This is a genomic window from Arenicella chitinivorans (genome assembly GCF_014651515.1).
Taxonomy (GTDB): domain Bacteria; phylum Pseudomonadota; class Gammaproteobacteria; order Arenicellales; family Arenicellaceae; genus Arenicella; species Arenicella chitinivorans.
Window position 1 is genome coordinate 75297 of the sequence record NZ_BMXA01000008.1, and the last position, 24045, is coordinate 99341.

At 50.2% G+C, this 24045-nt stretch carries 16 protein-coding genes; 4 read left to right on the forward strand and 12 right to left on the reverse strand.

The window, feature by feature from the left end; translation table 11 throughout:
* Positions 1 to 40 precede the first annotated feature (40 nt).
* The 8 genes from IE055_RS16250 to pilM form a co-directional block, all read right to left on the reverse strand.
* A complete protein-coding gene (locus tag IE055_RS16250) occupies positions 41 to 1453 on the reverse strand; it encodes a glutamate synthase small subunit GltD family protein (RefSeq protein ID WP_189402740.1) in 1413 nt (470 codons plus the stop codon).
* Positions 1454 to 1463: 10 nt separating this feature from the next.
* Entirely contained in the window at positions 1464 to 5918 is a 4455-nt protein-coding gene (gene gltB, locus IE055_RS16255; protein WP_189402824.1) for a glutamate synthase large subunit, read from the reverse strand.
* Between the two features lie 550 nt (positions 5919 to 6468).
* Positions 6469 to 6975: a shikimate kinase AroK gene (gene aroK / locus IE055_RS16260; protein WP_189402741.1), complete on the reverse strand. Its 507-nt coding sequence runs from the start codon at positions 6973 to 6975 to the stop codon at positions 6469 to 6471.
* Positions 6976 to 7140: 165 nt separating this feature from the next.
* Positions 7141 to 9420 carry a type IV pilus secretin PilQ gene (locus IE055_RS16265; protein ID WP_189402742.1) on the reverse strand — a complete coding sequence of 760 codons (2280 nt, stop codon included), beginning with the start codon at positions 9418 to 9420 and terminating at the stop codon, positions 7141 to 7143.
* A gap of 54 nt (positions 9421 to 9474) precedes the next feature.
* Positions 9475 to 10038, reverse strand: a complete 564-nt coding sequence (locus tag IE055_RS16270; RefSeq protein ID WP_189402743.1) for a pilus assembly protein PilP — start codon at positions 10036 to 10038, stop codon at positions 9475 to 9477.
* Positions 10025 to 10624: a type IV pilus inner membrane component PilO gene (locus tag IE055_RS16275; protein ID WP_189402744.1), complete on the reverse strand. Its 600-nt coding sequence runs from the start codon at positions 10622 to 10624 to the stop codon at positions 10025 to 10027. The genes IE055_RS16270 and IE055_RS16275 overlap by 14 nt, the downstream gene beginning before the upstream one ends.
* Before the next feature lie 38 nt (positions 10625 to 10662).
* Complete coding sequence (locus IE055_RS16280) at positions 10663 to 11238, reverse strand: PilN domain-containing protein (protein ID WP_189402745.1); 576 nt, start codon at positions 11236 to 11238, stop codon at positions 10663 to 10665.
* Entirely contained in the window at positions 11238 to 12287 is a 1050-nt protein-coding gene (pilM, locus tag IE055_RS16285; protein WP_189402746.1) for a type IV pilus assembly protein PilM, read from the reverse strand. The genes IE055_RS16280 and pilM overlap by 1 nt, the downstream gene beginning before the upstream one ends.
* 151 nt (positions 12288 to 12438) lie before the next feature.
* Here pilM and IE055_RS16290 point away from each other — a divergent pair, with 151 nt between their 5' ends.
* Positions 12439 to 15144, forward strand: a complete 2706-nt coding sequence (locus tag IE055_RS16290) for a penicillin-binding protein 1A (RefSeq protein WP_189402747.1) — start codon at positions 12439 to 12441, stop codon at positions 15142 to 15144.
* 86 nt (positions 15145 to 15230) lie between these two features.
* Here IE055_RS16290 and topA read toward each other — a convergent pair whose 3' ends face one another.
* The 4 genes from topA to IE055_RS16310 form a co-directional block, all read right to left on the reverse strand.
* Positions 15231 to 17969: a type I DNA topoisomerase gene (gene topA, locus IE055_RS16295; protein ID WP_189402748.1), complete on the reverse strand. Its 2739-nt coding sequence runs from the start codon at positions 17967 to 17969 to the stop codon at positions 15231 to 15233.
* A gap of 195 nt (positions 17970 to 18164) precedes the next feature.
* Positions 18165 to 18647: a Smg family protein gene (locus IE055_RS16300; RefSeq protein WP_189402749.1), complete on the reverse strand. Its 483-nt coding sequence runs from the start codon at positions 18645 to 18647 to the stop codon at positions 18165 to 18167.
* A gap of 61 nt (positions 18648 to 18708) precedes the next feature.
* The gene (dprA, locus tag IE055_RS16305) at positions 18709 to 19830 is read right to left on the reverse strand and encodes a DNA-processing protein DprA (protein WP_189402750.1); all 1122 of its coding nucleotides are present in this window, start codon (positions 19828 to 19830) and stop codon (positions 18709 to 18711) included.
* A gap of 138 nt (positions 19831 to 19968) precedes the next feature.
* Positions 19969 to 21075, reverse strand: a complete 1107-nt coding sequence (locus IE055_RS16310; RefSeq protein ID WP_189402751.1) for a LysM peptidoglycan-binding domain-containing protein — start codon at positions 21073 to 21075, stop codon at positions 19969 to 19971.
* Between the two features lie 209 nt (positions 21076 to 21284).
* Between IE055_RS16310 and def the strand changes: the two genes are divergently transcribed.
* Genes def through rsmB form a run of 3 tightly spaced genes read left to right on the forward strand, consistent with a single transcriptional unit; the run spans position 21285 to position 24039 of the window.
* Positions 21285 to 21782, forward strand: coding sequence for a peptide deformylase (def, locus tag IE055_RS16315; protein ID WP_189402752.1), 498 nt, complete (start codon positions 21285 to 21287; stop codon positions 21780 to 21782).
* Positions 21783 to 21805: 23 nt separating this feature from the next.
* Positions 21806 to 22729, forward strand: a complete 924-nt coding sequence (gene fmt, locus IE055_RS16320) for a methionyl-tRNA formyltransferase (protein ID WP_189402753.1) — start codon at positions 21806 to 21808, stop codon at positions 22727 to 22729.
* Between the two features lie 2 nt (positions 22730 to 22731).
* Positions 22732 to 24039 (forward strand): 16S rRNA (cytosine(967)-C(5))-methyltransferase RsmB, encoded by a 1308-nt coding sequence (gene rsmB / locus IE055_RS16325; RefSeq protein WP_189402754.1) that lies wholly within the window; start codon positions 22732 to 22734, stop codon positions 24037 to 24039.
* Positions 24040 to 24045: the final 6 nt, after the last annotated feature.

Genomic DNA, 24045 nt, shown 5'->3' on the forward strand with positions numbered 1-24045 from the left:
TGAGCGGGCCAAGGTAAATTGACCCGCAATCATCAGGTCTCTATTGTTGATTGAGGTAGTTCAGAATTCCTTCCGCAGCACCGCGGCCTTCGAACACCGCAGTTACCACCAAATCTGAACCCCGCACCATGTCGCCCCCGGCAAACACTTTCGGATTGGTGGTCTGGTACTGAACTGCAAGATCGCTGGAAGTTTTCACACCGCCCCAATCGTTAATTTCAATACCATATGGGTCAAACCAGCTGGCCGGGCTGGGACGAAAACCAAAGGCAATGACCACGTCATCCGCGGGCACCACTTCTTCCGACCCAGATACGACTTCAGGCCGACGGCGACCGCGCTCATCAGGCTCACCTAAACGCGTGGTGGCGAGCTTAACGCCAGTCACTTTGCCATCCTCGCCAACAATTTCGATTGGCTGTCGATTCCATAAAAATTCAACACCCTCTTCTTTGGCATTGGCGACCTCACGCATAGAACCCGGCATGTTCGCTTCATCACGACGGTAAGCACACGTTACGCTGCTAGCGCCTTGACGCACAGACGTTCGCACGCAGTCCATTGCCGTATCACCACCGCCCAGCACGACCACATTTTTGTCTCGCATGTCGATAAACCCCTGTTCACCCTGGGGGTAATCCAGCAGTCGATTGATATTCGAGATCAGGAATGGCAAGGCTTCATGCACGCCGGTCAGATCTTCACCTGGGAAGCCACCTTTCATATAGGTGTAGGTTCCCATACCGAGAAATACTGCGTCATAGTCATCCAATAGCGTTTGGAATCCCACGTCTTTGCCAATCTCAGTTTCCAACACAAATTCAACGCCCATCTCCTCGAGAAGCGCACGACGCGTCCGCACCACTTCTTTTTCAAGCTTGAATGGCGGGATTCCAAAGGTCAGCAGACCACCGATTTCCGGGTATTTGTCGTACACAACAGGTGTGACGCCATTGCGTACCAGAATATCCGCACATGCCAGACCCGCTGGGCCGGCACCAACAATAGCAACCTTTTTATCAGTTTTGACCACCGCGGACATATCTGGTCGCCAACCTTGCTTGAGCGCTTCATCCGTGATGTATTTTTCAACGGAGCCAATGGTAACGGCACCAAAACCATCGTTTAGGGTGCATGCGCCTTCACACAAGCGGTCTTGCGGACAAATACGACCACAGACTTCGGGCAATGAATTGGTTTTATGTGACAACTCTGCCGCTTCGAACAGATTGCCTTCTGCCACCAACTTGAGCCAGTTTGGAATGTAGTTGTGCACCGGACACTTCCATTCACAATACGGGTTACCGCAGCCCAGACAGCGATCCGCCTGAGATGCCGCTTGCTCTACTTCATATTGACCGTAGATCTCGCGAAATTGCTTACTTCGTTCTTGCGCCGGCACCTTTTCAGGGTCCTGACGAGGCACATCCAAAAATTGAAAATCATTACTCATGTTGCTGTTCCTATGCCGCGGCCGACAATGAATCGATTAGTGTTTCAAGGTCAGTGGCTTTGGGTTTGATCATCCAGAATTTCGGCAAGTAATCCATAAAGTTTTCAAGGATTTCTCGTGCACGAACGCTGCCAGTCGCCTGCACATGACGTTCGATCATGCCTTGCAAATAGAGTGCATATGATTCCATTGCTTCCGGCATTAATCGATAGGTGTCGATCAGTTCATGGTTGTATCGGTCGATAAACGATTTATCTTCATCCAGCACAAATGCCACGCCGCCAGTCATACCCGCACCGAAGTTCACGCCGGTTTCGCCGAGCACGCAAACCGCACCGCCAGTCATGTATTCACAACCATGATCACCCAAACCTTCGACCACTGCGAAAGCACCCGAGTTACGCACCGCAAAACGCTCGCCCGCCATACCGGCCGCAAACAACTCTCCGCCTGTGGCACCGTAAAGACAAGTGTTGCCGATAATCGTGGACTCACTGGCAATGTACTCTACGTCAGCCGCAGGATAAATCGCGATCACGCCACCGGACATGCCTTTCGCAACATAATCGTTGGCGTCGCCCTCCAGGTTGATATTCAAACCTTTGGCATTCCACACCGCGAAACTCTGCCCAGCGGTGCCGGTTAAGTGGAGCGTAACGGGCGCATCCGCCAACCCTTCCTGGCCGTGAATACGGGCAATTTCACCCGATAGACGCGCACCAATTGAACGATGAATATTTTGCACGCTGTAATGGAAGTCACCGCCAGTTTTGTTCTGAATCGCGGGCAACATGTCCGTCACCATTTGTTCAGCCAACTCACCTTTATCAAATGGCATATTCTTCGGCTCGACACAGAACTGTGGCTTGTCCGCAGGCACACCAGCATCCGATAGAATTTGTGATAAATCCAACTTGCGTTGTTTATCGGTCTCGCCTTCGAGCAACGTCAACAAGTCGGTACGTCCAATCAGTTCCGTCAGGTTACGCACACCCAGCTTAGCCATCCACTCACGCGTTTCCATGGCGATAAACTTAAAGTAGTTCACCGCGCGCTCGACAGTGCCGACGTAATGCTTATTGCGCAGCACATTGTGTTGCGTAGCCACACCGGTTGCACAGTTATTGAGGTGACAAATTCGCAGGTATTTACAACCCAGGGCAACCATCGGACCGGTACCAAAACCGAAACTCTCCGCGCCGAGAATAGCCGCTTTGACCACATCCAGGCCGGTTTTCAATCCACCATCCGTTTGTAAACGTACTTTATCGCGTAGATCGTTGGCACGTAAGGTCTGGTGGGCTTCGGTCAACCCTAACTCCCACGGCGCACCGGCATAACGTACCGACGTCAGAGGACTCGCACCGGTACCACCGTCGTAGCCCGAAATCGTAATCAGGTCTGCGTAGGCCTTGGCAACGCCCGCCGCAATCGTACCAACGCCTGCTTCGGCGACCAGCTTAACCGAGACCAACGCATGTGGATTAACCTGTTTGAGATCAAAGATCAACTGCGCTAAATCTTCGATGGAGTAGATATCGTGGTGTGGTGGCGGTGAGATCAACGCTACGCCCGGGCGCGAGTAACGCAGCCGTGCAATCAGCGTGTTCACCTTGTGTCCAGGCAGCTGTCCGCCTTCACCTGGCTTAGCGCCCTGTGCCACTTTAATCTGCAACACTTCGGCATTAACCAGATAATGCGGCGTGACGCCAAATCGGCCCGAAGCGACCTGTTTGATTTTGGACATCTTCGGCGTACCATATCGGCTAGCGTCTTCACCACCTTCGCCCGAGTTCGAACGACCGCCTAGCTGATTCATCGCCTCAGCCAGAGATTCATGCGCCTCTGGCGACAAGGCACCTAAAGACATACCCGCACTGTCAAACCTGAGGACGATATCCTGCCAATGCTCTACCTCATCCAACGGTACGGGCGTAATATCGTCTCGCAGCGCCATGAGGTCCCGCAACACCATTGGACGGCGCAAATTAACAGTGTCGGCATATTCACGGTAAAGCGAATAATCGCCGCTTTCGACTGCGGCATGCATGGTACGCACAACATCTGGGTTATACGCATGGTATTCCCCGCCATGAATGAACTTCAACAAACCACCTTGTTCAAGGCCCGTCTGTGGATTCCACGCAAATGCCAATAAGGTCTTTTGATCCATTTCCAACTCAGCAAACCCAGTACCTTTAATCCGACTCACTGTGCCTTTGAAGCAGAGATCAATCACATCCTGGTCGAGGCCGACCGCTTCAAACAGCTGCGCGCCCCGATAACTGTGGATTGTTGAGATACCCATCTTAGAGATGATTTTGTACAAACCTTTATTAATGCCTTTGCGATACTGGCGTAATAGGATGTTGATATCACCCTTGATTTGCCCACTGCGCGCCATGTCATTAATACTCTCGTAAACCAAATACGGGTGAATCGCAGTCGCGCCATAGCTAATCAACAAGGCAAACTGATGTGAATCACGCGTGGTACCGGTATCGACCAAAATATTCGCGTCGCAGCGCAAGCCGGTTTGAGTGAGTCGGTGGTGCACAGCACCTGTCGCCAGAAGCGCTGGCACCGGCATACGATGCTTAGAAATTTCACGATCAGACAACACGATAATATGTGCATGGTCTCGCACCGCTTGCTCTGCTTCGTCACAAATTTGCGCGACACGTTGTTGCAAACTAATATCCGCATCGAACGTGATATCGATCACACGGTGCGCAAAGTCTGGGTCCTCGTTGCTCAGCAAACGCGTGTATTTACTGGTCGATAATACGGGTGAATCGACTACGATCGATTTAGCCATGCCTGCATGCGGTTCAAACAAACAACTTTCAGTGCCGAAATACGTTTCCAGCGACATCACGATTTGTTCGCGCAATGGATCAATCGGCGGATTGGTCACCTGCGCGAATTGCTGTCTGAAGTAGTCACTCAGTAGTCGGTTGCGTAGGGACAACACGGCCATCGGCGTGTCATCTCCCATCGAACCAGTTGCTTCTTGAGCGGATTCCGCCAGTACGCGGATCACATCGGTCTTCTCTTCATTGGTGACCTGAAATAATTTCTGATAGATCTTTAAAGAAGCCGCATTTAAAGACACCGTGGACTCTTCCTCTGTCAACGCGGACTTTAAACGAACGATATTTTGTTTGATCCAGTCTTTATACGGGTATTCACTCTTAATCCGCTCATGCACTTCATCGGGGTAAATCACCTTACCAGTATGCGTATCTACCGCCATCATTTGACCCGGCTTAAGGCGACCTTTTGCCACCACATCCTGCGGCGTATAGTCGTAAACGCCGACTTCGGACGCCAGGGTGATGATTCGATCTTTTGTGATCACATATCGTGCTGGCCTCAAACCATTCCGGTCGAGCGCGCAGGCGGCATGACGCCCGTTGGTCAATACAATGCCAGCGGGACCATCCCAAGGTTCCGTGTGAATCGCTTGAAAACGGTAAAAAGCCTTGAGGTCCGGATCGATATGCTCAGCGTTTTGCCATGCAGGTGGAACCAGTGTCTGAGTGGCTTTGAAGATATCCATACCACCGGCTAGTAATACTTCCAGCATATTGTCCAAACTCATGGAGTCTGAACCTTCGGTGTTCACAAACGGCGCTGCCTCATGCAAATTTGGAAACTTACTAGATGACAGCTTGGTGCCACGCGCGATCGCCCAATTTCGGTTCCCACGAATGGTATTAATTTCACCGTTGTGCGCGAGGTAACGGAACGGCTGCGCTAAACGCCATTGTGGAAGGGTATTCGTTGAGAAACGTTGGTGAAATAAGCACAACGAAGAAGCCATGTCTTCATCTTGCAAGTCTGTATAAAAGACAGGCAAGTACTCCGGCATAACGAGACCTTTGTACAGCAACACTTTACAGGAAAGACTCGGTATATAGAATTCATCATCGTTTTCCCACAGTGCTTTTTCAGTCTGTCTTCGGGCGAGGAATAATTTGCGTTCAAAGTCATGCTCATCAATCCCGCTCGGGCTGTTCACGAATACCTGCTGGATCTCTGGCACTGATGTTTTGGCCTGCTCGCCAAGCGCCGAATAATCGAGTGGAACAGCTCGCCAACCAGCGATAGTCAAGCCTTGACGCTCAAATTCCGCTTCAAGTACCTGCTTAGCCTGCGTCTGTTTTGAAGGCTCTCGGCTTAGAAATACCAACCCAGTGGCGTACAATTCCGTGAGCTCAATGTCGGCTTCGGTTGCCACGCGACGCATAAATGCCTTAGGCATGCTCATAAGAATCCCACAGCCGTCGCCTGACTTGCCGTCAGCGGCGACCGCTCCACGATGTGTCAATCGGGCGAGGGCACTGATCGCAGTTTTGATCAACCAATGACTCGGCTCACCATCCATCTGCGCAATGAGACCGAAGCCACAATTGTCGCGTTCAAACTCAGGTCGGTATAAACCACCTGCATTGTGATACATTTTACTCACGTCATATTCCTGTTCAAAGCATGCATATCGAGTCGACCTGGGAAGCACCGAAAGTGACTCATGCAGTGGAAGAAGCGAGAACAGAGTCTCAACCTCCGATTTCTACGCTAACAGCAAGTTCGTACCAAGTGTGGCTTTTCAGAAAAATGACTCTTCCAATCAAGTCTGACGCGACGCATCCACACCAATGCCTGGTGTCGTCGGCGGCCATTTCCAAAAAACGTTACCCAACCACATCCCCGACGTATCTCCGGCACTCGCTGACCTCCCCAATAATTTATTCGGGAAATCAACTAGATCCGAGTGACACAGTTATACGCCGATGTTGCTCCAGCAATAGAGCAACGAGAGGCATATTATCAGGTAGTTATGCTGTTACGGCTGCCCAAAAGACGGCCAAAGCGAAAAAGGATGCTCAGTATAAGCGCTCGAGCGTTAAAAGTCACTCATCGCATGTTGAGCCATAACGACAATTTATGAGTTAAATGAGCATCCTTGCCGAATAAATTGTAAATTTAGGCCATTAAAACCAAACAAATCACTATAATTGCTCAAGAGCCTCTGTGATTTCATCCACCACTTTGGATACGATTCGATCGCCCGACATCACAATTAAATCCGCTTCTTGCTCGTACAGCCTACCTCGCTCTTCCATCAACTCCTCGAGCTTAGTCTCTGCATCGACATTTTCCAACAAGGGTCGATTCTGGTTTTTCTGAGTACGCGCCAATTGAGTCTCAATCGACGTCTTCAAATAGATCACATAGCCTTTGCGCAACAAGATTCGGTTTTCTTCACTGATGACCGCTCCACCGCCAGTTGCCAACACAATTCCATTGCGCTCACACAGCTCAGTCAACATTTTCGTTTCGCGTTTTCGAAAGCCATCCTCGCCTTCGATGTCAAAAATTGTCGAAATTGACACACCACACCGCTCCTCGATCATGTGATCAGAATCGACAAAATCCATTCTCATACGCTTGGCTAGTTGTTTGCCAACTGTGGTTTTGCCAGAGCCCATTGGGCCAATCAATATCAAATTCTGCATACAATGTTCTTGGTATTAGTATCTATGACAATTCAGCTGATCGGAATGATGGACAAATGCCCGCACCTCACATTCATCTCAGCTATGCATTGAACGAGGTTAGAAATCACAAAAGCAGGGGCATTGCCCCTGCTTTCGCAGTATTACAACCTAAGATGGGGACGACTATCCCAAATTCAATTTCGGGCTGATAATTTTTGGCGTCAAGAAGATAAGCAGCTCAGTGCGATTCGAACGCTTAGTTTTCTTCTTAAACAGGTTACCTAATACTGGGATATCACCCAATAACGGCACCTTGGTCTCGGAATTACCAGTGTCTTCTTGGTAAATACCACCGATCACCACCGTCTCACCATTGTCGGCCAAGACCTGAGTCTGAATCTGCTTGGTACCCACAATAGTTGGAGTAATCAAGTTATCTTGATTAATCTGCACATCCAAAATAACGCGGTCATCCGGCGTAATCTGAGGCGTCACAATCAAGGTAAGCTCCGCTTCGATTTTCTCTAACCCGCCTTGACCGCCGCCGCCAGCAGGCCCACCACCAGCACCACCACCATTGCCTGGGATTGGAATATACACTTCTTGGCCTTGTGAAATGCGAGCTTCTTTCTGGTTCGCAGTCAATAAGCGAGGACTCGCAACAATTCGACCTCGGCCATCAGCCTCTAATGCGGATAGCTCTAACGTAATCAGATGCGCGAAACCAGTGCCTGCACGGAAGATATCAAAGGCATACGACGCCGGATTGGTACCTTCAATCGATTCAGCACCCAGGTCAACCGCTAAACCACCAGGTGTGCCGCGCGAGGTATCGAAAATCAGCCCATCTTCATCATCATTAATCGAATCGGTGATGGTTTTCAAACCTTCAGTAGTACCACTGCCGATGAAATCTCCCACATTGGAACCGTTACCGCCAGGGAATCGCGCGTTTTCAGTAATACGTTGAAAACCCAGACGCGCACCCAATTCGCGACTAAAAGTATCGTTGGCTTCCACAATTCGTGTTTCGATCAGAACCTGACGTACAGGCTTGTCGAGTTTGGCAATCACATTACGCAGCGATTTAATCTGACTGGCAACATCTTGTACCAACAGACTATTTGTACGCTTGTCGACTGTCACGCTACCGCGTGCACTCAGCAGCGAGTTTTTATCGGTCTCAGTGACATTGAACGCGGTTGAACGAGGGCCGTCAAAGTCAGATGACGACGCTGTATTACCTTGCTTGATCACCTTAACTGATTTAATCACATCAGCCACTTCTTCCGCTTTGGCATAATTGATTCGAATCACTTCAGTTACTAACGGGGCATACTCCGCAACCACAGCATTTTGCTTCAACTCTTGTTCTTCTACCGAACGAATCTCATCCGCGGGCGCAACCCAAATCACATTACCGGTTTGTCGCTTAGCCAGGCCTCGAGTACGCAGTATCACGTCCAACGCTTGATCCCATGGCACGTCTTTTAAATTAATGGTTATTTTTCCACTAACTGTATCGCTGGTAACAAAGTTTATGCCCGTAAAGTCCGCGATAATCGCGAGTGCCGCGCGGACTTCGATATTTTGAAAATTGATCGATAGGCGCTCACCTTCAAAGCCAAGCTCACTGTCCTCTCGATCACGCTTATCCAATTCGGACTCGATTATCGGATCAACCGTCAAGGTGTAGCGACTGCCTGATTGCAGCGATAGGTGCTGATATTTGCCTTGCGGTATAACCACTAGACGAACGTTATCCGCATTTTGGAAAGCGTCAACGGTTTGCACTGGAGTCGCAAAATCGGTGACGTCAAGGCGTTGCTCAAGTTCAGGCGGCAGATTTACGCCAACCAAATCCACGACAATCTCACCATCACGCTCACGAGTGTCGACTGAAATGTTATCGTCAGTCAAATCCACGATCAGCGTGCCGCCACCAGCTTCAGATCGGCGAAAATCAATCTTGGAAATGTTGGTGTCTGACACGACATCTGGACGAGCTGCAAACGGCTTCGGTGAACGTACTTGGCTGTCGTCAAAATCCGAATTGTGGATCGTGACTGAATAGCCATTGTCGGTTGGGAGCAAAGTGTATCTTGCTGAGTTAAACAAATTGATGATGATTCGCGTTCGATCTACGGTCTCAACTGCAACCACACTATCAACCTTACCAGCCGACACATCAATCTGGCTTTCCTCGAGGCCATTTTTGAGCCCAAAGAAGTCCAGCGCAATGCGTGGTGGAGTATCCGTGCTAAAACTACCCGGCTCTTCCAATTTTGCATCGGTGATGAAGTTAATCTGGATCGTATCTCCACTTAACTCACTATAGAGGACATCGGTCAGCGTAGCGCTGCTCTGAGCAGAACTTACGTTTACAAACGTCAGTAACGCCACTCCTATAAGAGCCAGCTTGATACGTTTGCACACACTTTCGGGTCGGTGGCTTGCATTCATGATTATGCTTCCTGAATTGTTATTATTCATTTACGTCTAACTTTTTAAGAGACCTTACTCAACTTCATCAATCGTCATCTCGACTTCTCTGGCGATAAGTCTGCCCGCCGGATCAAGTACAGTCTCTTCAATAACGATACGCTGTTCGTCTGGGAATATGTCCTTGATCTTGCCTTCATTTTGACCAAGGTAATTACCAACGGTAGCCAAGTGCGCAGTACCGACAGCAGTCTGTACGATCACCCATGGCGAACCATCGCTTTGCGTCATCGTTCCCACCATGGCTAACGCATCCAGCGGAAACTCTTCGAGCGCTTCACGTCTTCGGTTAACATCACGTTGAGCAGTCACTCGACTCTCGACATCCCGGGCATTGATAATATTGCCACGCGAATAAGGGTCATTTAATGTGCTCGCGGAATACTCAAAGCCTTTATAAGGCTCAATCACCGGAAGAGGTTCAATCTCGGGTTTCTTGTCTTGATAAGCGGTGTCCACAAACTCTCTTAAATCACGTGTTGCGACGTTACCGCAAGCCTGTAACGCGAACGCTATGCCAACAACAAGAATCAATTTAAGATGACTCGACGGCACCTGATTCACACTATTCTGATACATATGCATCCTCCAGATAGTGGTAAGTCTTGGTCACGGCTTTGAGCACCAACACTTCCTGGTTTCCGGATTGGCGCTCCAAGGTGAAATTAGCCACGTTGATGATTCGCGGTAAAGCCGCGACGTCACTAATAAACTCGGCGATCTGGTGATATCGGCCGTTAGCAGTGATATTCACTAACTTCTCAGCATAGAAATCTTTCTCAATTGTCGCTCCTGGCTTAATTTGCTCGAACTGCAAACCGCGAGACAAACCCACTTGCGTCATATCAATAAGCAAGTCCGGTATTTCACTTTCGTTCGGTAGCTGCTTACGTAATACACTGAAATTTTCATCAGCCTCTACCATTTGCTTTTTATAAGCATCCAGGTTTATCGCTAACGCTTTTTTCTCAAGGTAAGTGTTTTTGAGCTGCGGCTCTTTCTTTTGGATATCTTTTAAGTCAGCGATCTGCTGCTTAATGATGTAGTTGTAGCCAAGAAAGATGATCACTAAACACAATAAACCCGCCATTAATACTTTTACTCGGCGCGTCCACGACCCTATATCATTGATATCGAGACTACTTAATTCTTCAATTAACCCCATAATTTTTCTCTACGCTAAAATTGGGCTGTCAAGCCGAACTAGCGGATATCCTCCGCACCGTCGTTACTTCGATTAGGACTTTGTTCCTTCACGTCAATTTTGAATTGACTCACTAACAATCCGTTCTGATCCACCACATCAACCTGTTTTAATGAGGACTGATCAAACCAGTCAGATGAGTCGAGGTTTCGCATCAAAGCTGAAACTCGTTCATTTGATTGCGCGTACCCATCGATATCAAGCCGGTTATTCGACTTCGCTATTCGATTGTAATAAACGCCCTTAGGTAATTTGGTAACCAAGTCATCAAACATATGCACGATCTGTGAGCGATTTTGCTGCAGGTTTTGAATCACCTGCATACGCGCCAGTAAAGCATCACGCTTGGTTTTCAAGTCTTCGATTTCCTTAATCACTTTAGACAAAGCATTAATCTCGGACTGAAGGTACGCGTTTCTCGTTTCTTGATTGGAGATACGTGCATCCATAATCAGCTTGCCTGCGAGCACCACCAAACCTGCTGCGACCCACATTGCGATACAAATCGCCAAGGTAGCTCGGTTACGTTCTCGACGTTGTGCTTCTCGCCAGGGTAATAAGTTGATATTCGCCATTAGTTCAACCCCCTCAAAGACAAGCCATACGCAATGGATAAACTCGGTGCGGCACTGACAATCGCATCTCGCCGCGACTGGACATTTGCGTTGACCACAGGATTCAGAACTGTCACTTTACTACGCAATTTCACTTCCAAATCTCCAGCCAAACCGGCCAATGCACAACAAGCGCCTGACAAAACGACGCTGTCGATATTCGAGTAAGAGCTTGATGAATAGAAAAATTGCAGAGCGCGACTGATTTCTTGTCGTAACATTTCGACGAACGGCTCTTGGACAGCGGTCAAGAAATCACCAGGTGGTTGTGTCGACTTCAGAATCTCTTCAGCTTCTTCGGCATTAACCCCGTACTCTTTACGGATCAACTTTACCAACTGCCCGGCACCAAAGTTTTGGTGTCTCGAATACAGCACACGATCGGCATCCAACACCATTAAGTGGCTGCTTGATGATCCGATATCAAACAAAGCAACTGGCTCATCTGAATTTGATCCCAGCGAATGCTGAGAACGATAGACACGTTCCAACGCATACGTATCGATATCCACATACTCGAGCCCCAGACCCGCATTTTCGACCATATCTATATAGTCATTAACAATGCTGCGGCGACAAGCCACCAGGAGGACATCGTTTTCTTGTTCATTACTTTCCGACGCTCCCAAGACCTCGAAGTCCAAATTAACTTCGTCAATCGGGTAGGGGATAAAGTGGAGTGCCTCAATACTAACTTGCTCTTCCAATTCCAGTTCGCTGATATCAGCCGGCATCCCCAGAACTTTGGTAATCGCATGCGAGGAAGAGACTGCGACAGCAACTGCGTCCCCCTTAGCACCAGATTGAGTTATTAACGATTGTAACGCGTCTGTCACATGGTCAGCGTTGGCGATGGCATTTTCAGAAAAGGCACCTGCGGGTAATGGAGCCACACCCCAAGCCACCACTTTCGGGTTGGCTTTGGTGCCAGCTAATTCGACCAGTTTGATCGAATGGGTTCCGATATCGATACCGATTACTGCCTTAGATTTTGAGCTAAACAGTTTCAAGAAACCTCCATAAAAACCGCTATTTATGTCATTTTTATAATCACTTACTTCAAATTCTAACCAACCCGCGCCAATAATGCCACAATTCTATTTAGGAAATCTATTATTTAATATATGATCGTTTTTGGGTTATTAGATCGAATCGAGTATTTTGAAAAAGTCACAGCTCTGGCTGCCGTTGACCACAATCTTCAGCGGCCTGTTTATGGCGGGGTTCATTACCGTCGGATTTTTGGTTGTTCAATTTAGTCGAGAGCTGCCAGATGCCAGCCAAATCATCGGCCTAGAATTGAAGGTTCCGCTGCGTGTTTTTTCCGCAGAAGGCCAATTGATTTCTGAGTTTGGCGATGAACGGCGCAAACCGCTCGACTATGCTGAAATCCCGCAAAGCCTTATAAACTCTGTGCTTGCGAGTGAGGATGACGCTTTTTTTGAGCACCATGGAATTGATATCTCTGGCTTAATTCGCGCTGCATTGTCAAACTTTAAAAGTGGCTCGTCAGGACAAGGCGCAAGCACCATTACCATGCAGGTGGCACGCAATTTTTTTCTGACTCGTGACAAGACCTACGCTCGCAAAATCAAAGAAATTCTGCTCGCTTTGCGCCTCGAACAGCTCCTAAGCAAGGAAGAAATATTAGGCCTGTATATCAATAAAATTTTTCTCGGGCATCGCGCCTATGGCTTCGGGGCAGCTGCGGAAGTTTACTATGGCCGACCATTAAATGAGCTCACTCTGGCTGAAACAGCCATGTTGGCAGGTCTACCCAAAGCTCCATCTACCTACAATCCACTGCGCAATCCAGAGCGCGCGACGATTCGTCGAAATTACGTATTAGGACGTCTACACGACCTAGAACTCATCGACAATGAAGCTTATGAAACCGCCAGCAATGCACCGGTAACAGCGAAAAAGCATGCCAGAAAACAAGACTTAAACGCGCCCCATATTGCTGAAATGGTCCGCGCCCAGCTCACCGAGCAGTTTGGCGAACAAGCATACTGGCAAGGGCTAAATGTTTACACCACCATTCGTGGACCGCAGCAAAACGCCGCCAATCAAGCCCTACGAGCAGGCTTGCAAGCGTATGATCAACGCCACGGATTTCGTGGCGTCGTTGGCAAGATCGACCTGCAAAATTTACACCCTGTTGACGGCAACGCCGATCACGCGATGGAATTAGCTCTGGAAACATTTCCAAATAGCCAGGAACAAGTACCTGCATTGGTGCTAAACAGCGAGCAAAAACAAGCCACGGTCTGGACCCGCGATTTCGGGCAAACACAAATTTTCTTAGAACATGCCAAATGGGCTCGACGTCATCGCACCGCGAATATTGTCGGTGATGCTCCAAAGTCCATGCAAGACCTGGTCTCTGCGGGCGACGTAGTCTACATACAGCCAATCATCGATAACACCAACAAAACACCCACCGCAACAGCGACAGAGTCACGCTGGCGCTTGTCACAAATTCCGCAGGTAAGTGGCTCCCTTATTTCCGTCGAACCCCGCACCGGTCGCATTTTATCGTTGGTCGGCGGCTACGACTTTTTTCTAAATAAGTACAACCGCGCGGTGCAGTCAATTCGCCAACCCGGCTCGAATATCAAACCTTTTATCTACTCTGCCTCCTTAGATAAAGGCTTCACGCCAGCCAGCTTGATCAGCGGCGCGCCGATCGTGATGCGCGACCAGGCACACGGCACAATTTGGCGGCCCGAAAATTACAGCGGTAAGTTCTATGGGCCGACACGCATGCGCACCGCGCTAGCAAAGTCGATGAACCTAGTCTCAATACGCTTACTAAGGGCTATCGGGATCGACTATGCGCGCGAATACACCGCTCGGTTTGGTTTAGATATGAACCGCTTTTCACCGACACTGACCATGGCGCTTGGCTCAGGCGGCGTCACGCCACTCGAACTGCTGCGTGCCTACAGCACGCTCGCCAATGGTGGCTATCTAGTCGAACCATACTTTATAGAGCGCGTCACCGACCGCGATGGTGAGGTTATTTACGAAGCACCCAAACCTCAATTCTGTGACGATTGTTACGCGGACTTCTTGACTTTTCCTACCCCAGATTCGGAACTCGACGCCAAGACCGATGTGTCCGCCAGCGAGAATCAAGACGAGTCACTTCTCGAAGGCGTTGGCTTTTACGGCAATGAAACCGAGACAGATGAAGACCAACCTAGCACCTATACTGCACCGCGCGTCATGTCGCATGCTAACAATTTTCTCACGGTCGACATGATGAAGGAAGTTATCCGATCAGGTACAGCTCGCCGCGCACAAGCGCTGAACCGTCAAGACCTCGCTGGCAAGACTGGCACCACCAATGACTATGTCGATGCCTGGTTTAGCGGCTTCAATAAGGAAGTCGCTACCACGGTGTGGATCGGATTTGATGACCCAGCAACCATGGGCCGTGGAGAGTCAGGCAGCCGAGCCGCGCTGCCGATTTGGGTAGACTACATGCAGTTCGCACTGAAAGGCGTCAACCAACAACCCCACGTGGTACCGGAGTACATTGAGCAAGGCTTCGTTAATCGAGCGACCGGCAAACGGACCGACGAGTCTGACCCTGATGCGGTGCCTGAATACTTTGCTATCGACACCCTGACGCCTGAAAACAAGTTATACAATGACCTATTGCTGGCACGCTACGAGCGAGGCGAGCTGTCAGAAGAAGCTTATTTGGCGGCAGCAAGACAAGACACCACGCTGGATACGGAACTGGACGAAGGTGAACAAACGCCTTCCGATATAAGCCCTATCCTCGACGAGCCCGAACTCGCCAGCCCAGAAGAACGCATTATTGAAACAGAAGAAGAGACCGAAGGCTTGTTTTAGGCATTCGGTCGCTGCCCGTTAGTTGGGTGGATTGACCAAACCGCTGGGTAGACACTGGAACACCCAGCATGCTACCCAGATCGGTACTATTTCTTCTTGCTCACCTTCTTTCTGCTCACCTTCTTTCTGCTCGCCTTCTTTTTAGTGGCTTTTTTCTTACTGGCTTTTTTCTTAACCTTCTTTCGAGCAGTTGTTTTAGCGTCAGATTCGACCCATTTGCCGCCCTCGTAAAAGGCTTTCCAACCAGTCGCTTTGCCGTCTTCCTCTGACTGTACGTAGATTTCCTTGGTTTTGCGACTGTATCGAATCACGGTCGGCACACCATCTTTGTCGGCGACTGGCGCACTAAACAAATAGTTGTATTTTTTGTCGATCTCAGCCTTATGCGGCAAAATTTCCGCCACCAACGGTGCCCGTGTCTCGCGATTCTTGGGAAATCCACTGGCGGCCAAGAACATGCCAGACGCCCCATCACGCAATACATAATGGTCGTCCACCTTTTGACACTTAAGTTCCGGCATTGGGACGGGATCCATCTTTGGTGGTGCTGCTTCCCCGTTGCGCAGAAGCTTGCGCGTGTTCTTGCACGACTCATTGGTGCATCCAAAGTATTTACCGAAGCGTCCATTTTTGAGCTGCATCTCACTGCCACACTTATCGCACTCAAGCGTCGGGCCTTCGTAACCTTTGATCTTGAATACGCCATGCTCAACCTCAAAGCCAGAACAATCCGGGTTATTACCACAAATATGCAACTTGCGATTTTCATCCAAAAAGTAACTGTCCATGGCAGCATTACAAATCTTGCAGTGATGCTTTTTAATCAAGAGCTTGGCTTCCGCCTCTTCATCTTCGTCGACGTTCACCGCCTCATCACCAGGAACTAGGTTCATGGTCGATTTACAACGCTCTTTGGGTGGCAATACGTAGCCGGAACAACCCAAAAACACACCAGTGCTACCGGTGCGAATCTGCATGTTTCGCCCGCAGGAGTTACATTTGATGTCGGTTTCAGTCGGCGTATTAGGCCGCATACCGCCGTCGTCGTCGTTCTGTGCTTTCAAGAGCGTTTCAGAAAACTCTTGATAAAAACTATCTAATAATTCTCGCCACGCCAGTCGCCCCTTGGCAACATCATCCAGGCGATCTTCCATATTTGCGGTGAAATCGTAGTCCATCAAGTCGGTAAAGCTTTCTACCAATCGCTCAGTGACGATATCACCCATCTTTTGCGCGTAAAAACGCCGCTTTTCGACCTGCACATAGCCACGGTCCTGTATCGTAGAAATAATCGCAGCATAGGTCGACGGCCTGCCGATTCCACGCTTTTCAAGCTCTTTAACGAGGCTGGCTTCGGTGTATCGTGCAGGCGGCTTAGTGAAATGCTGTGTCGGCAATAGTTCTTGCAATGACAAGATTTCACCGACTTTCATAATTGGCAATACGGCATCGTCGTCACCTTTGCTCATCGGCGGTTGTACTTTCTGATAACCATCGAAGACCACAACGCGACCACGAGTTCGAAGTTCATACTCACCGGCATCGACGATGACCGAAGTGCTCAAAAATTTGGCAGGCACCATCTGGCACGCCACGAACTGACGCCAGATAAGGGTATACAAGCGTTCAGCGTCCCGGTCGACGTTGCTCAGCTGATTTGGCATAACCGACACGTCGGACGGACGTATCGCTTCGTGCGCATCCTGAGCCCCTTCTTTACTGGAATAAGACCGCGGAGTTTCCGGCAAGTATTTCTTTCCGTACTTGTCCTGGATATAGTCTCGGCACTGGGCAACGGCGTCCGCACTCAAGTTTGTGGAGTCGGTTCGCATGTAGGTAATGTACCCAGCTTCATATAAGCGCTGCGCCAACATCATGGTCTTCTTAACACCAAATCCCAATCGCGTGCTGGCGGCCTGCTGCAAGGTTGAGGTGATGTAAGGGGCTGTCGGTTTCGTCGAGGTCGGGCGCTCTTTGACCTCGCCAACCTGGTACTCTAAACCCTGTAATTCGCTAAGCGCAGCGTCGGTTTGTTCCTGATTTAACGGTTTGAACGCCTCACCACGGTGTTTTCGCACCTCAAAGTTGACGCGATCGCCAGCGGCACACTTCAAATCTGCGAATACATCCCAATACTCCTCAGGTATAAACGCGCGAATTTCACGTTCACGTTCGACCACCAAGCGCAATGCAACCGACTGAACGCGACCAGCAGACAAGCCGCGAGCGATCTTAGCCCATAACAATGGTGACACCATATAACCAACGACACGGTCCAAAAACCGTCGCGCCTGTTGTGCATTTACCCGCGCCATATCCACCGGCCCCGGGTTCTCAAATGCGGATTTGATCGCAGACTTGGTGATTTCATTGAACACCACACGCCGATACCGCGAAGGGTCACCACCGATGGCTTCCTGCAAATGCCATGCGATCGCCTCTCCTTCACGGTCCATATCCGTTGCGAGATAGATGATATCCGCATCCTTGGCGAGTTTTACTAACTCGTCGACGACCTTTTCTTTGCCTGGCAAAATCTCATAACGAGCCTCCCAGCCTTGATCAGGGTTCACACCCATACGATTGATCAGCTGCTCACGGCTCTTCTTTTGCCGATGCTTGATTTTCTCTTCCGGAGACAGCTTGCGTGTAATCGCTGCTTGTCGCGCTCGTTCTTTTGCGTCCACGGGCTTTTTATCGCCACCACTGGTTGGCAAGTCACGAATATGACCAACACTGGATTTTACGATGTAGTCACTACCGAGATATTTGTTGATCGTTTTCGCCTTCGCTGGCGATTCCACGATAACTAAGGATTTACCCATTCTATTTATTTACTTGTAATTAGAAAGATATCACCTGTTTGGATGGCTCCGTGACAAGCTTACACTTATCCGTCACCGGCACAACCCAGGCTTATTATTCGGTTTTTCGTGGAAAGGAGTATCCACCTTATCGCCTCAATGAGCAAGTTTCGCTCAGTGGGGCCTTCACACACACTGTTTCGCGCTGACAAGCGGCTAATGAATTACTGGCGCCAGGTCTTCAGTGACAACCACTTCAGCCCATTCAGCAATTTCTGAAAATCCCGGCTGGTTACTGAGCACCATCAGGATCACCCACTTGATATGATCAATGTTGACATCGCTCGAGTCGAGAGCCATGACACGATCAACCACCATTTCGCGCAGAAAATGATCCAGAACACCTGCACCAACGAGTTTGGTAAGTAATGACATTCCTTCAATTTGCAAGCGCTCAAACTCGTCGGCAGTGTAAAATCGCAGGGATTCTGGCGCTTGCGGTTGATTTAATTGAGGATCCGGCTCGCTGATATCCAATAGGCCTTCAAGCCAAACAAAGGCTTTTTCGATCTCTTCGCCTTCGAAGCCAGCCCCAGCCAACTCGTCAGCTAACTCATCCTGGCTAGGATCAAAAGCCAGTCCATCCGCAATGTAGTTCTCAAAGAGATAAATTAAAACTTCCAACATATCTTCTTTCATCGTCACCTCACCACGTTGAACCAAAAGTTAATGCGCTTCAATTGTCAACCAGAACTAACAGTTAGTGCGTGATGTTGATGTATCCGCCACTACTACCGTGCGCAACTGCGCCTGCCAGTTCTAACGTCATTAGCATGGATGAAACTTCGCCCGGCGTCAATCCAGTGGCCAAAATTAGCGTGTCCACAGCGGTTTCTTCAGCCGAAATATACTGCAATAGCGCAACACACTCCGGCGGTATATTTTGCAAGACTTGCAAGCCAGAAGAGTCTGAGGTAATCGCACCTGACTCCCATCCCAACACCTGCAAAATGTCATTCGCAGATTGGACCAAAGCAGCACCTTGCTGAATCAAACAATGCGACCCGGAATACTGGGGACTCAAAATCGATCCCGGCACCACCAGCACCTCCCGGTCCTGCTCTACAGCCAGCCGTGCTGTAATCAGCGTACCACTGCGTTCAGCGGCCTCAATCACGATAACGCCCGCACTTAGCCCACTAATGATCCGATTGCGCTCGGGAAAACTATAGCGCGTGGCGTGTTGATCCACTGGATACTCACTTAACACGAGACCGGTAGACGCAATGCGAGCGAACATGCCTTCATGCCGCGCAGGCGATGGTTTACCTAATCCGCTACCCAACACCGCAACCGTCGCCCCCTCAGTGGTCAGCACCGACTCATGTGCCAAGCCATCCACTCCGTAAGCCATTCCGCTGACAATCACCAAGCCAAGCTCCGCCAACTCGGCGGCCAGTCTACGCGTTATTTGCTGACCAAGTGGCGTTGGTCGGCGCGAGCCCACCATGGCAATGCACGGCTGCGTGAGCAAATCAATATCACCCTTGGCATATAACGCCAATGGCGGATCCGCAATATGCTTTAGATTGTCCGGATAACGTTCATCTTGCAGGGAAATCAAATCGTGTTCTGGCTGCGCCAACCACTGTAAATCCCGGGCTACGTCTCGATCAATTGAGCGCCGAGGACGCACCTTCAATCCTTTGAGCACTGCGTTTTGCTGACTTGGGTTTAACTGTAAAACGGTAGCAGGGCACTTAAAGTGATCCAGTAGCGCGTACTTCTGTTGTCGCGTCCATCGCGTATCGTGAATCAACGCGATCCAGGACCTTAGGTCACCAGCACCCTGATCGATCTGCGTCCCTTGATTTTCGACCATCCGTGGCCTCCTGTAAAAACGAGTGTGATTTTTGTGCTTCGGACACCGTTCCGATCATGGTGCCCCAAAATGCTCCATCCTGAAGCAAGTCAGGCTCACTGACACAGCGAGCCTGACGAGCAGTATACCACGTAAGATTTATTTCGCGTTAGGGTGTACCAGTACGTCACCGGGCCGGACTTGTCGGCTAGTATCGGTAATCAACATATAACTGACTTTATTGAAGGTACGAAACACCATACCGATGCCAACATTCTCTTCCGGAATTTTGTAACGCTCACCCGTGACTGGGTCTTCTTTTGACACTGACTGACTGCGAATACGGAATACGTCGCCCACTTCCACGCCTTCGCGCTCGCCCATATTCACCGCCACGACCGACAACGCACCTAACTCGGTTTCTGAGTTGGGCGTTTCCAAAATGACGCCGCGCAACGCTTCGTTTTCTGGTGCTTTAGGAAAGTAAAAAGGCAGTGCTTTTTTGGTATAAATCGGGCGCAAGCGATCGCGCAGCGTGACATCTTTATACGCTTTGGTCAGCGACAACCGCGATGGATCACCGGCTTTCAGCATATTCGCGTCGCCCAAGTGCACAGCTTCATACCCCAGACTTTCGCCAGACACTGGGTCAATAAAATGACGTCCGGCACGAAAAACCCGGTATTCATCGGCTTCGCTATCAAGAATGTTACGAGCATAAAACTGATCGTATTTACCCATCAACAAGCGATTATCAAAGCCATCGACGATGTAGCCTGCATTTTTCAGTTCGTTATCATCGGTCACCAGTGGTGAGTTAAGATACGCTTCGATCGCAGCCGGATCGATCACTTGAATCGCATCGTAACGAGTTCCGCGCGGCGTAGGAGACAACTTAACTGTCTCGCGACGTAATGATTTCAATACCGGACGCCCATCAACAAAGGTCATCACAAGTACGTCACCAGGGTAAATCAGATCTGGGTTTTCAACTTGCGGATTGCCTTGCCACACTTCTGGCCACCGCCATGGATCACGCAGGAATGTGGATGAGATATCCCACAGCGTATCGCCTTTCACGACCGTATAGCGTTCAGGGTAGGAATCTGCCAGTACCGGGTTATCTTGAGCCACACTATTTACGGAGCTTAGTCCAAGTGTCAGGCCCAGCACGACGCCGGCAGCCAGTTTACGAGTGGCGAACTGGAGTTTGGCGCGCAAAGCACGAACTGCGTACAAACTTAGATTTAGTTTTTTTGTTGTCATTCTATTTTGACCAGCTGGTTAGGCGATTGGTTTTCATGGCATGTCGATACCGAATAACGCATAATATACATATTCAGGAAACATGCGGGAAAAGCAAATAATACTGCTTATTTAGTATGTTACGCAAACAATGTAGAATACAGTTTACGTTATTTTAACGCCAAACTGTACGCAAAATTGAAGTAAATCGACAGAAATAGTGCCCGCACATGGCAATTTTAGAAATATTAGTCTACCCCGACGAGCGGTTACGCACCGTTGCTAAACCGGTCAAAACCGTGGACGATCGGATCCGACAACTAGTTCAAGACATGTTGGAAACAATGTATGAAGCCAACGGGATCGGGCTTGCGGCCACGCAAGTCAATGTCCATGAACAAGTGATCGTGATGGACCTTTCTGAAGAGCGCAACGCGCCACTAGTCTTGATCAATCCAAGTATTGTTGAACGCAATGGCGAACAAGTCTATGACGAAGGCTGTTTATCGATTCCTGAATACTACGCGCCGGTCAAACGCGCGGAGCACATCAAAATCACCGCCATGGACGAGCAAGGCGAGATTTTTGAACTCGAAGCGGAAGGCTTGCAGGCAGTGTGCATTCAGCATGAGATGGATCACCTAGCGGGGAAAGTGTTTGTCGATTACCTCTCGCGCCTCAAACAAGACCGCGTACGCAAAAAGATGGTTAAACGTGCTCGCGTCTGACCCTGCACCTCGCCTAAAAACACATGAATATTATTTTTGCCGGCACACCTGAGTTTGCCGCCACACCACTGCTCGCGTTGCTTGAACATCACACGGTAAGTGCCGTATACACGCAGCCAGACCGCAAAGCCGGCCGCGGTAAGCGTATGACCGCGCCGCCAGTCAAACAAGTTGCACTCGAGCACGGCATTCCGGTTCACCAACCCACCACATTGAAAACCGAGGTCGACACAATCTCAGCCTTGGCACCCGACGTGATGGTGGTCGTTGCCTACGGCATGCTACTGCCGCAATCGATTCTGGATATCCCAAAGTTTGGTTGCATCAACATTCATGCTTCGCTGCTACCAAAATGGCGCGGCGCTGCACCAATTCAACGTGCTATTGAAGCCGGTGACACGATGACTGGCGTCAGCATAATGCAAATGGAACGCGGACTTGATACCGGACCAGTCTACACCACACTCGAAACCCCCATTAGCGACCGTGACACCAGTGCCAGCCTACATGACCGACTGGCGCAACTTGGCGCTGCTGGCATCGTTGATACCCTTGCCATGCTTGCGACTGATCCAAGTTTGCAACCTACTCCCCAGGATCACAGCCAATCAAGTTACGCGCGCAAGATTGAAAAATCGGAAGCCGAGATCGACTGGCAATCGAGTGCCGCAGAGATAGACCGCAAGTTGCGCGCATTCACACCTTGGCCAGGCAGCCAAACCCAGCATGGCAGCAATCGAATTCGGATCACAGAAATGCGGGTGGCTCAAACCAACAGCACAGCCCAGCCAGGTACCGTTATTGCACTAAGCACCGATTGCGTTACTGTCGCCTGTGGCAGCGGCGCAGTCGAGCTGTTGACACTGCAACGCGACGGTTCGCGCGCCTTGCCTTACCGCGAATTCCGCAACGGTTACAGCCTTTCTATCGGTGACCGATTGAGTTAAGCATGGCAAGTAGGCTCAATACGCGCGCGGCGGCGGCACAGATCGCTTGGCAAATCATAGATAAGGGCCAATCGCTGGATGCGTGTCTAAGCGCTTTTTTTGAGCAAAACGACTTCAGCCCCCAAGACCGTGGTTTTGTGCAGGAGCTGGTGTATGGCGTCTGTCGCTGGCATGGCGAACTGGACTGGGTCGCCAGTCAATTACTGCAATCACCGATTCGCAAGAAAGATCGCGTGGTGCATTTCGTGTTATTGGTTGGGCTTTATCAACAACGCCACCTCGACACCGCAGCGCACGCTGCCGTCAGTGAGACCGTCTCTGCCTGCCAACAACTTGGCAAACAATGGGCCAAGAAGTTGATTAATGGGTGCTTACGTAGCGCGCAACGTACTGAGTATACTTTACCGCAGGATGTCGATTCGCTGTGCCATCCGGCCTGGATACGTGATGCCATCATTCAGGCCTGGCCTCAACACGCAACGGCTATTTTGAGTGCCAATAATGCACGCCCGCCGATGTGTCTGCGCGTGAATTCAATGCGGTCCACACGCACTGACTACCTGGCCCGGTTAACTGAGCAGAAAATTGCAGCCACACCCGACCCATTCGCCCGGGACGGCATTATTCTGACGCAACCGACGCCCGTAACGAACTTACCGGATTTCTCATCCGGGGCGTGCTCGGTACAAGATACCGCGGCCCAGATTGCGGCTGATTTACTGGCTCCGCAACCAGGCATGACCGTCTTAGACGCGTGCGCTGCCCCGGGTGGTAAAACCGCACACCTACTGGAACGCTGCGACAACGACCTACAACTCGACGCGCTCGATATCTCGGCGTCACGATGCCTACAGCTGCAAGCCACCTTAGACCGCTTACAACTCACCGCCAAGGTCACCACGGCGGACGCCAGTGATGCCACCCAGTGGCCGCCATCCGCATCCGGCTACGATCGGATACTGATCGATGCGCCCTGCAGCGGCCTCGGGGTGATTCGACGACACCCAGACATCAAGCATCATCGGCGACCGCAAGATATTGATCAACTTACGCAGATTCAGGCCGCGCTACTGGACGCTTTGTGGCTGCAACTTAAGCCCGGTGGTCGATTGTTGTACATGACCTGCTCCGTATTGCCCGCTGAAAATCATCTGCAAATCGACCAGTTTGTACGACGCCAAAAGGGTGTTATGCTGCCTGCAGTACCGCACCCAAATGCACTACAGCTCGAACATGGCGTCCAGACCTTACCCGGCGTGCACGCGATGGACGGGTTTTACTACTGCCTGCTGGAGAAGACACTCGGGTGACCCCCT

Bases quoted from the DNA above. Each gene is read 5' to 3' on its own strand.
- aroK (WP_189402741.1), bottom strand. From the start codon at position 6,975: ATGCAGAATTTGATATTGATTGGCCCAATGGGCTCTGGCAAAACCACA.
- IE055_RS16300 (WP_189402749.1), bottom strand. From the start codon at position 18,647: ATGAAAGAAGATATGTTGGAAGTTTTAATTTATCTCTTTGAGAACTAC.
- dprA (WP_189402750.1), bottom strand. From the start codon at position 19,830: ATGGTCGAAAATCAAGGGACGCAGATCGATCAGGGTGCTGGTGACCTA.
- fmt (WP_189402753.1), top strand. From the start codon at position 21,806: ATGAATATTATTTTTGCCGGCACACCTGAGTTTGCCGCCACACCACTG.
- rsmB (WP_189402754.1), top strand. From the start codon at position 22,732: ATGGCAAGTAGGCTCAATACGCGCGCGGCGGCGGCACAGATCGCTTGG.
- topA (WP_189402748.1), bottom strand. From the start codon at position 17,969: ATGGGTAAATCCTTAGTTATCGTGGAATCGCCAGCGAAGGCGAAAACG.
- IE055_RS16265 (WP_189402742.1), bottom strand. From the start codon at position 9,420: ATGAATGCAAGCCACCGACCCGAAAGTGTGTGCAAACGTATCAAGCTG.
- IE055_RS16280 (WP_189402745.1), bottom strand. From the start codon at position 11,238: ATGGCGAATATCAACTTATTACCCTGGCGAGAAGCACAACGTCGAGAA.
- gltB (WP_189402824.1), bottom strand. From the start codon at position 5,918: ATGTATCACAATGCAGGTGGTTTATACCGACCTGAGTTTGAACGCGAC.
- def (WP_189402752.1), top strand. From the start codon at position 21,285: ATGGCAATTTTAGAAATATTAGTCTACCCCGACGAGCGGTTACGCACC.
- IE055_RS16275 (WP_189402744.1), bottom strand. From the start codon at position 10,624: ATGGGGTTAATTGAAGAATTAAGTAGTCTCGATATCAATGATATAGGG.
- IE055_RS16270 (WP_189402743.1), bottom strand. From the start codon at position 10,038: ATGTATCAGAATAGTGTGAATCAGGTGCCGTCGAGTCATCTTAAATTG.
- IE055_RS16250 (WP_189402740.1), bottom strand. From the start codon at position 1,453: ATGAGTAATGATTTTCAATTTTTGGATGTGCCTCGTCAGGACCCTGAA.
- IE055_RS16310 (WP_189402751.1), bottom strand. From the start codon at position 21,075: ATGACAACAAAAAAACTAAATCTAAGTTTGTACGCAGTTCGTGCTTTG.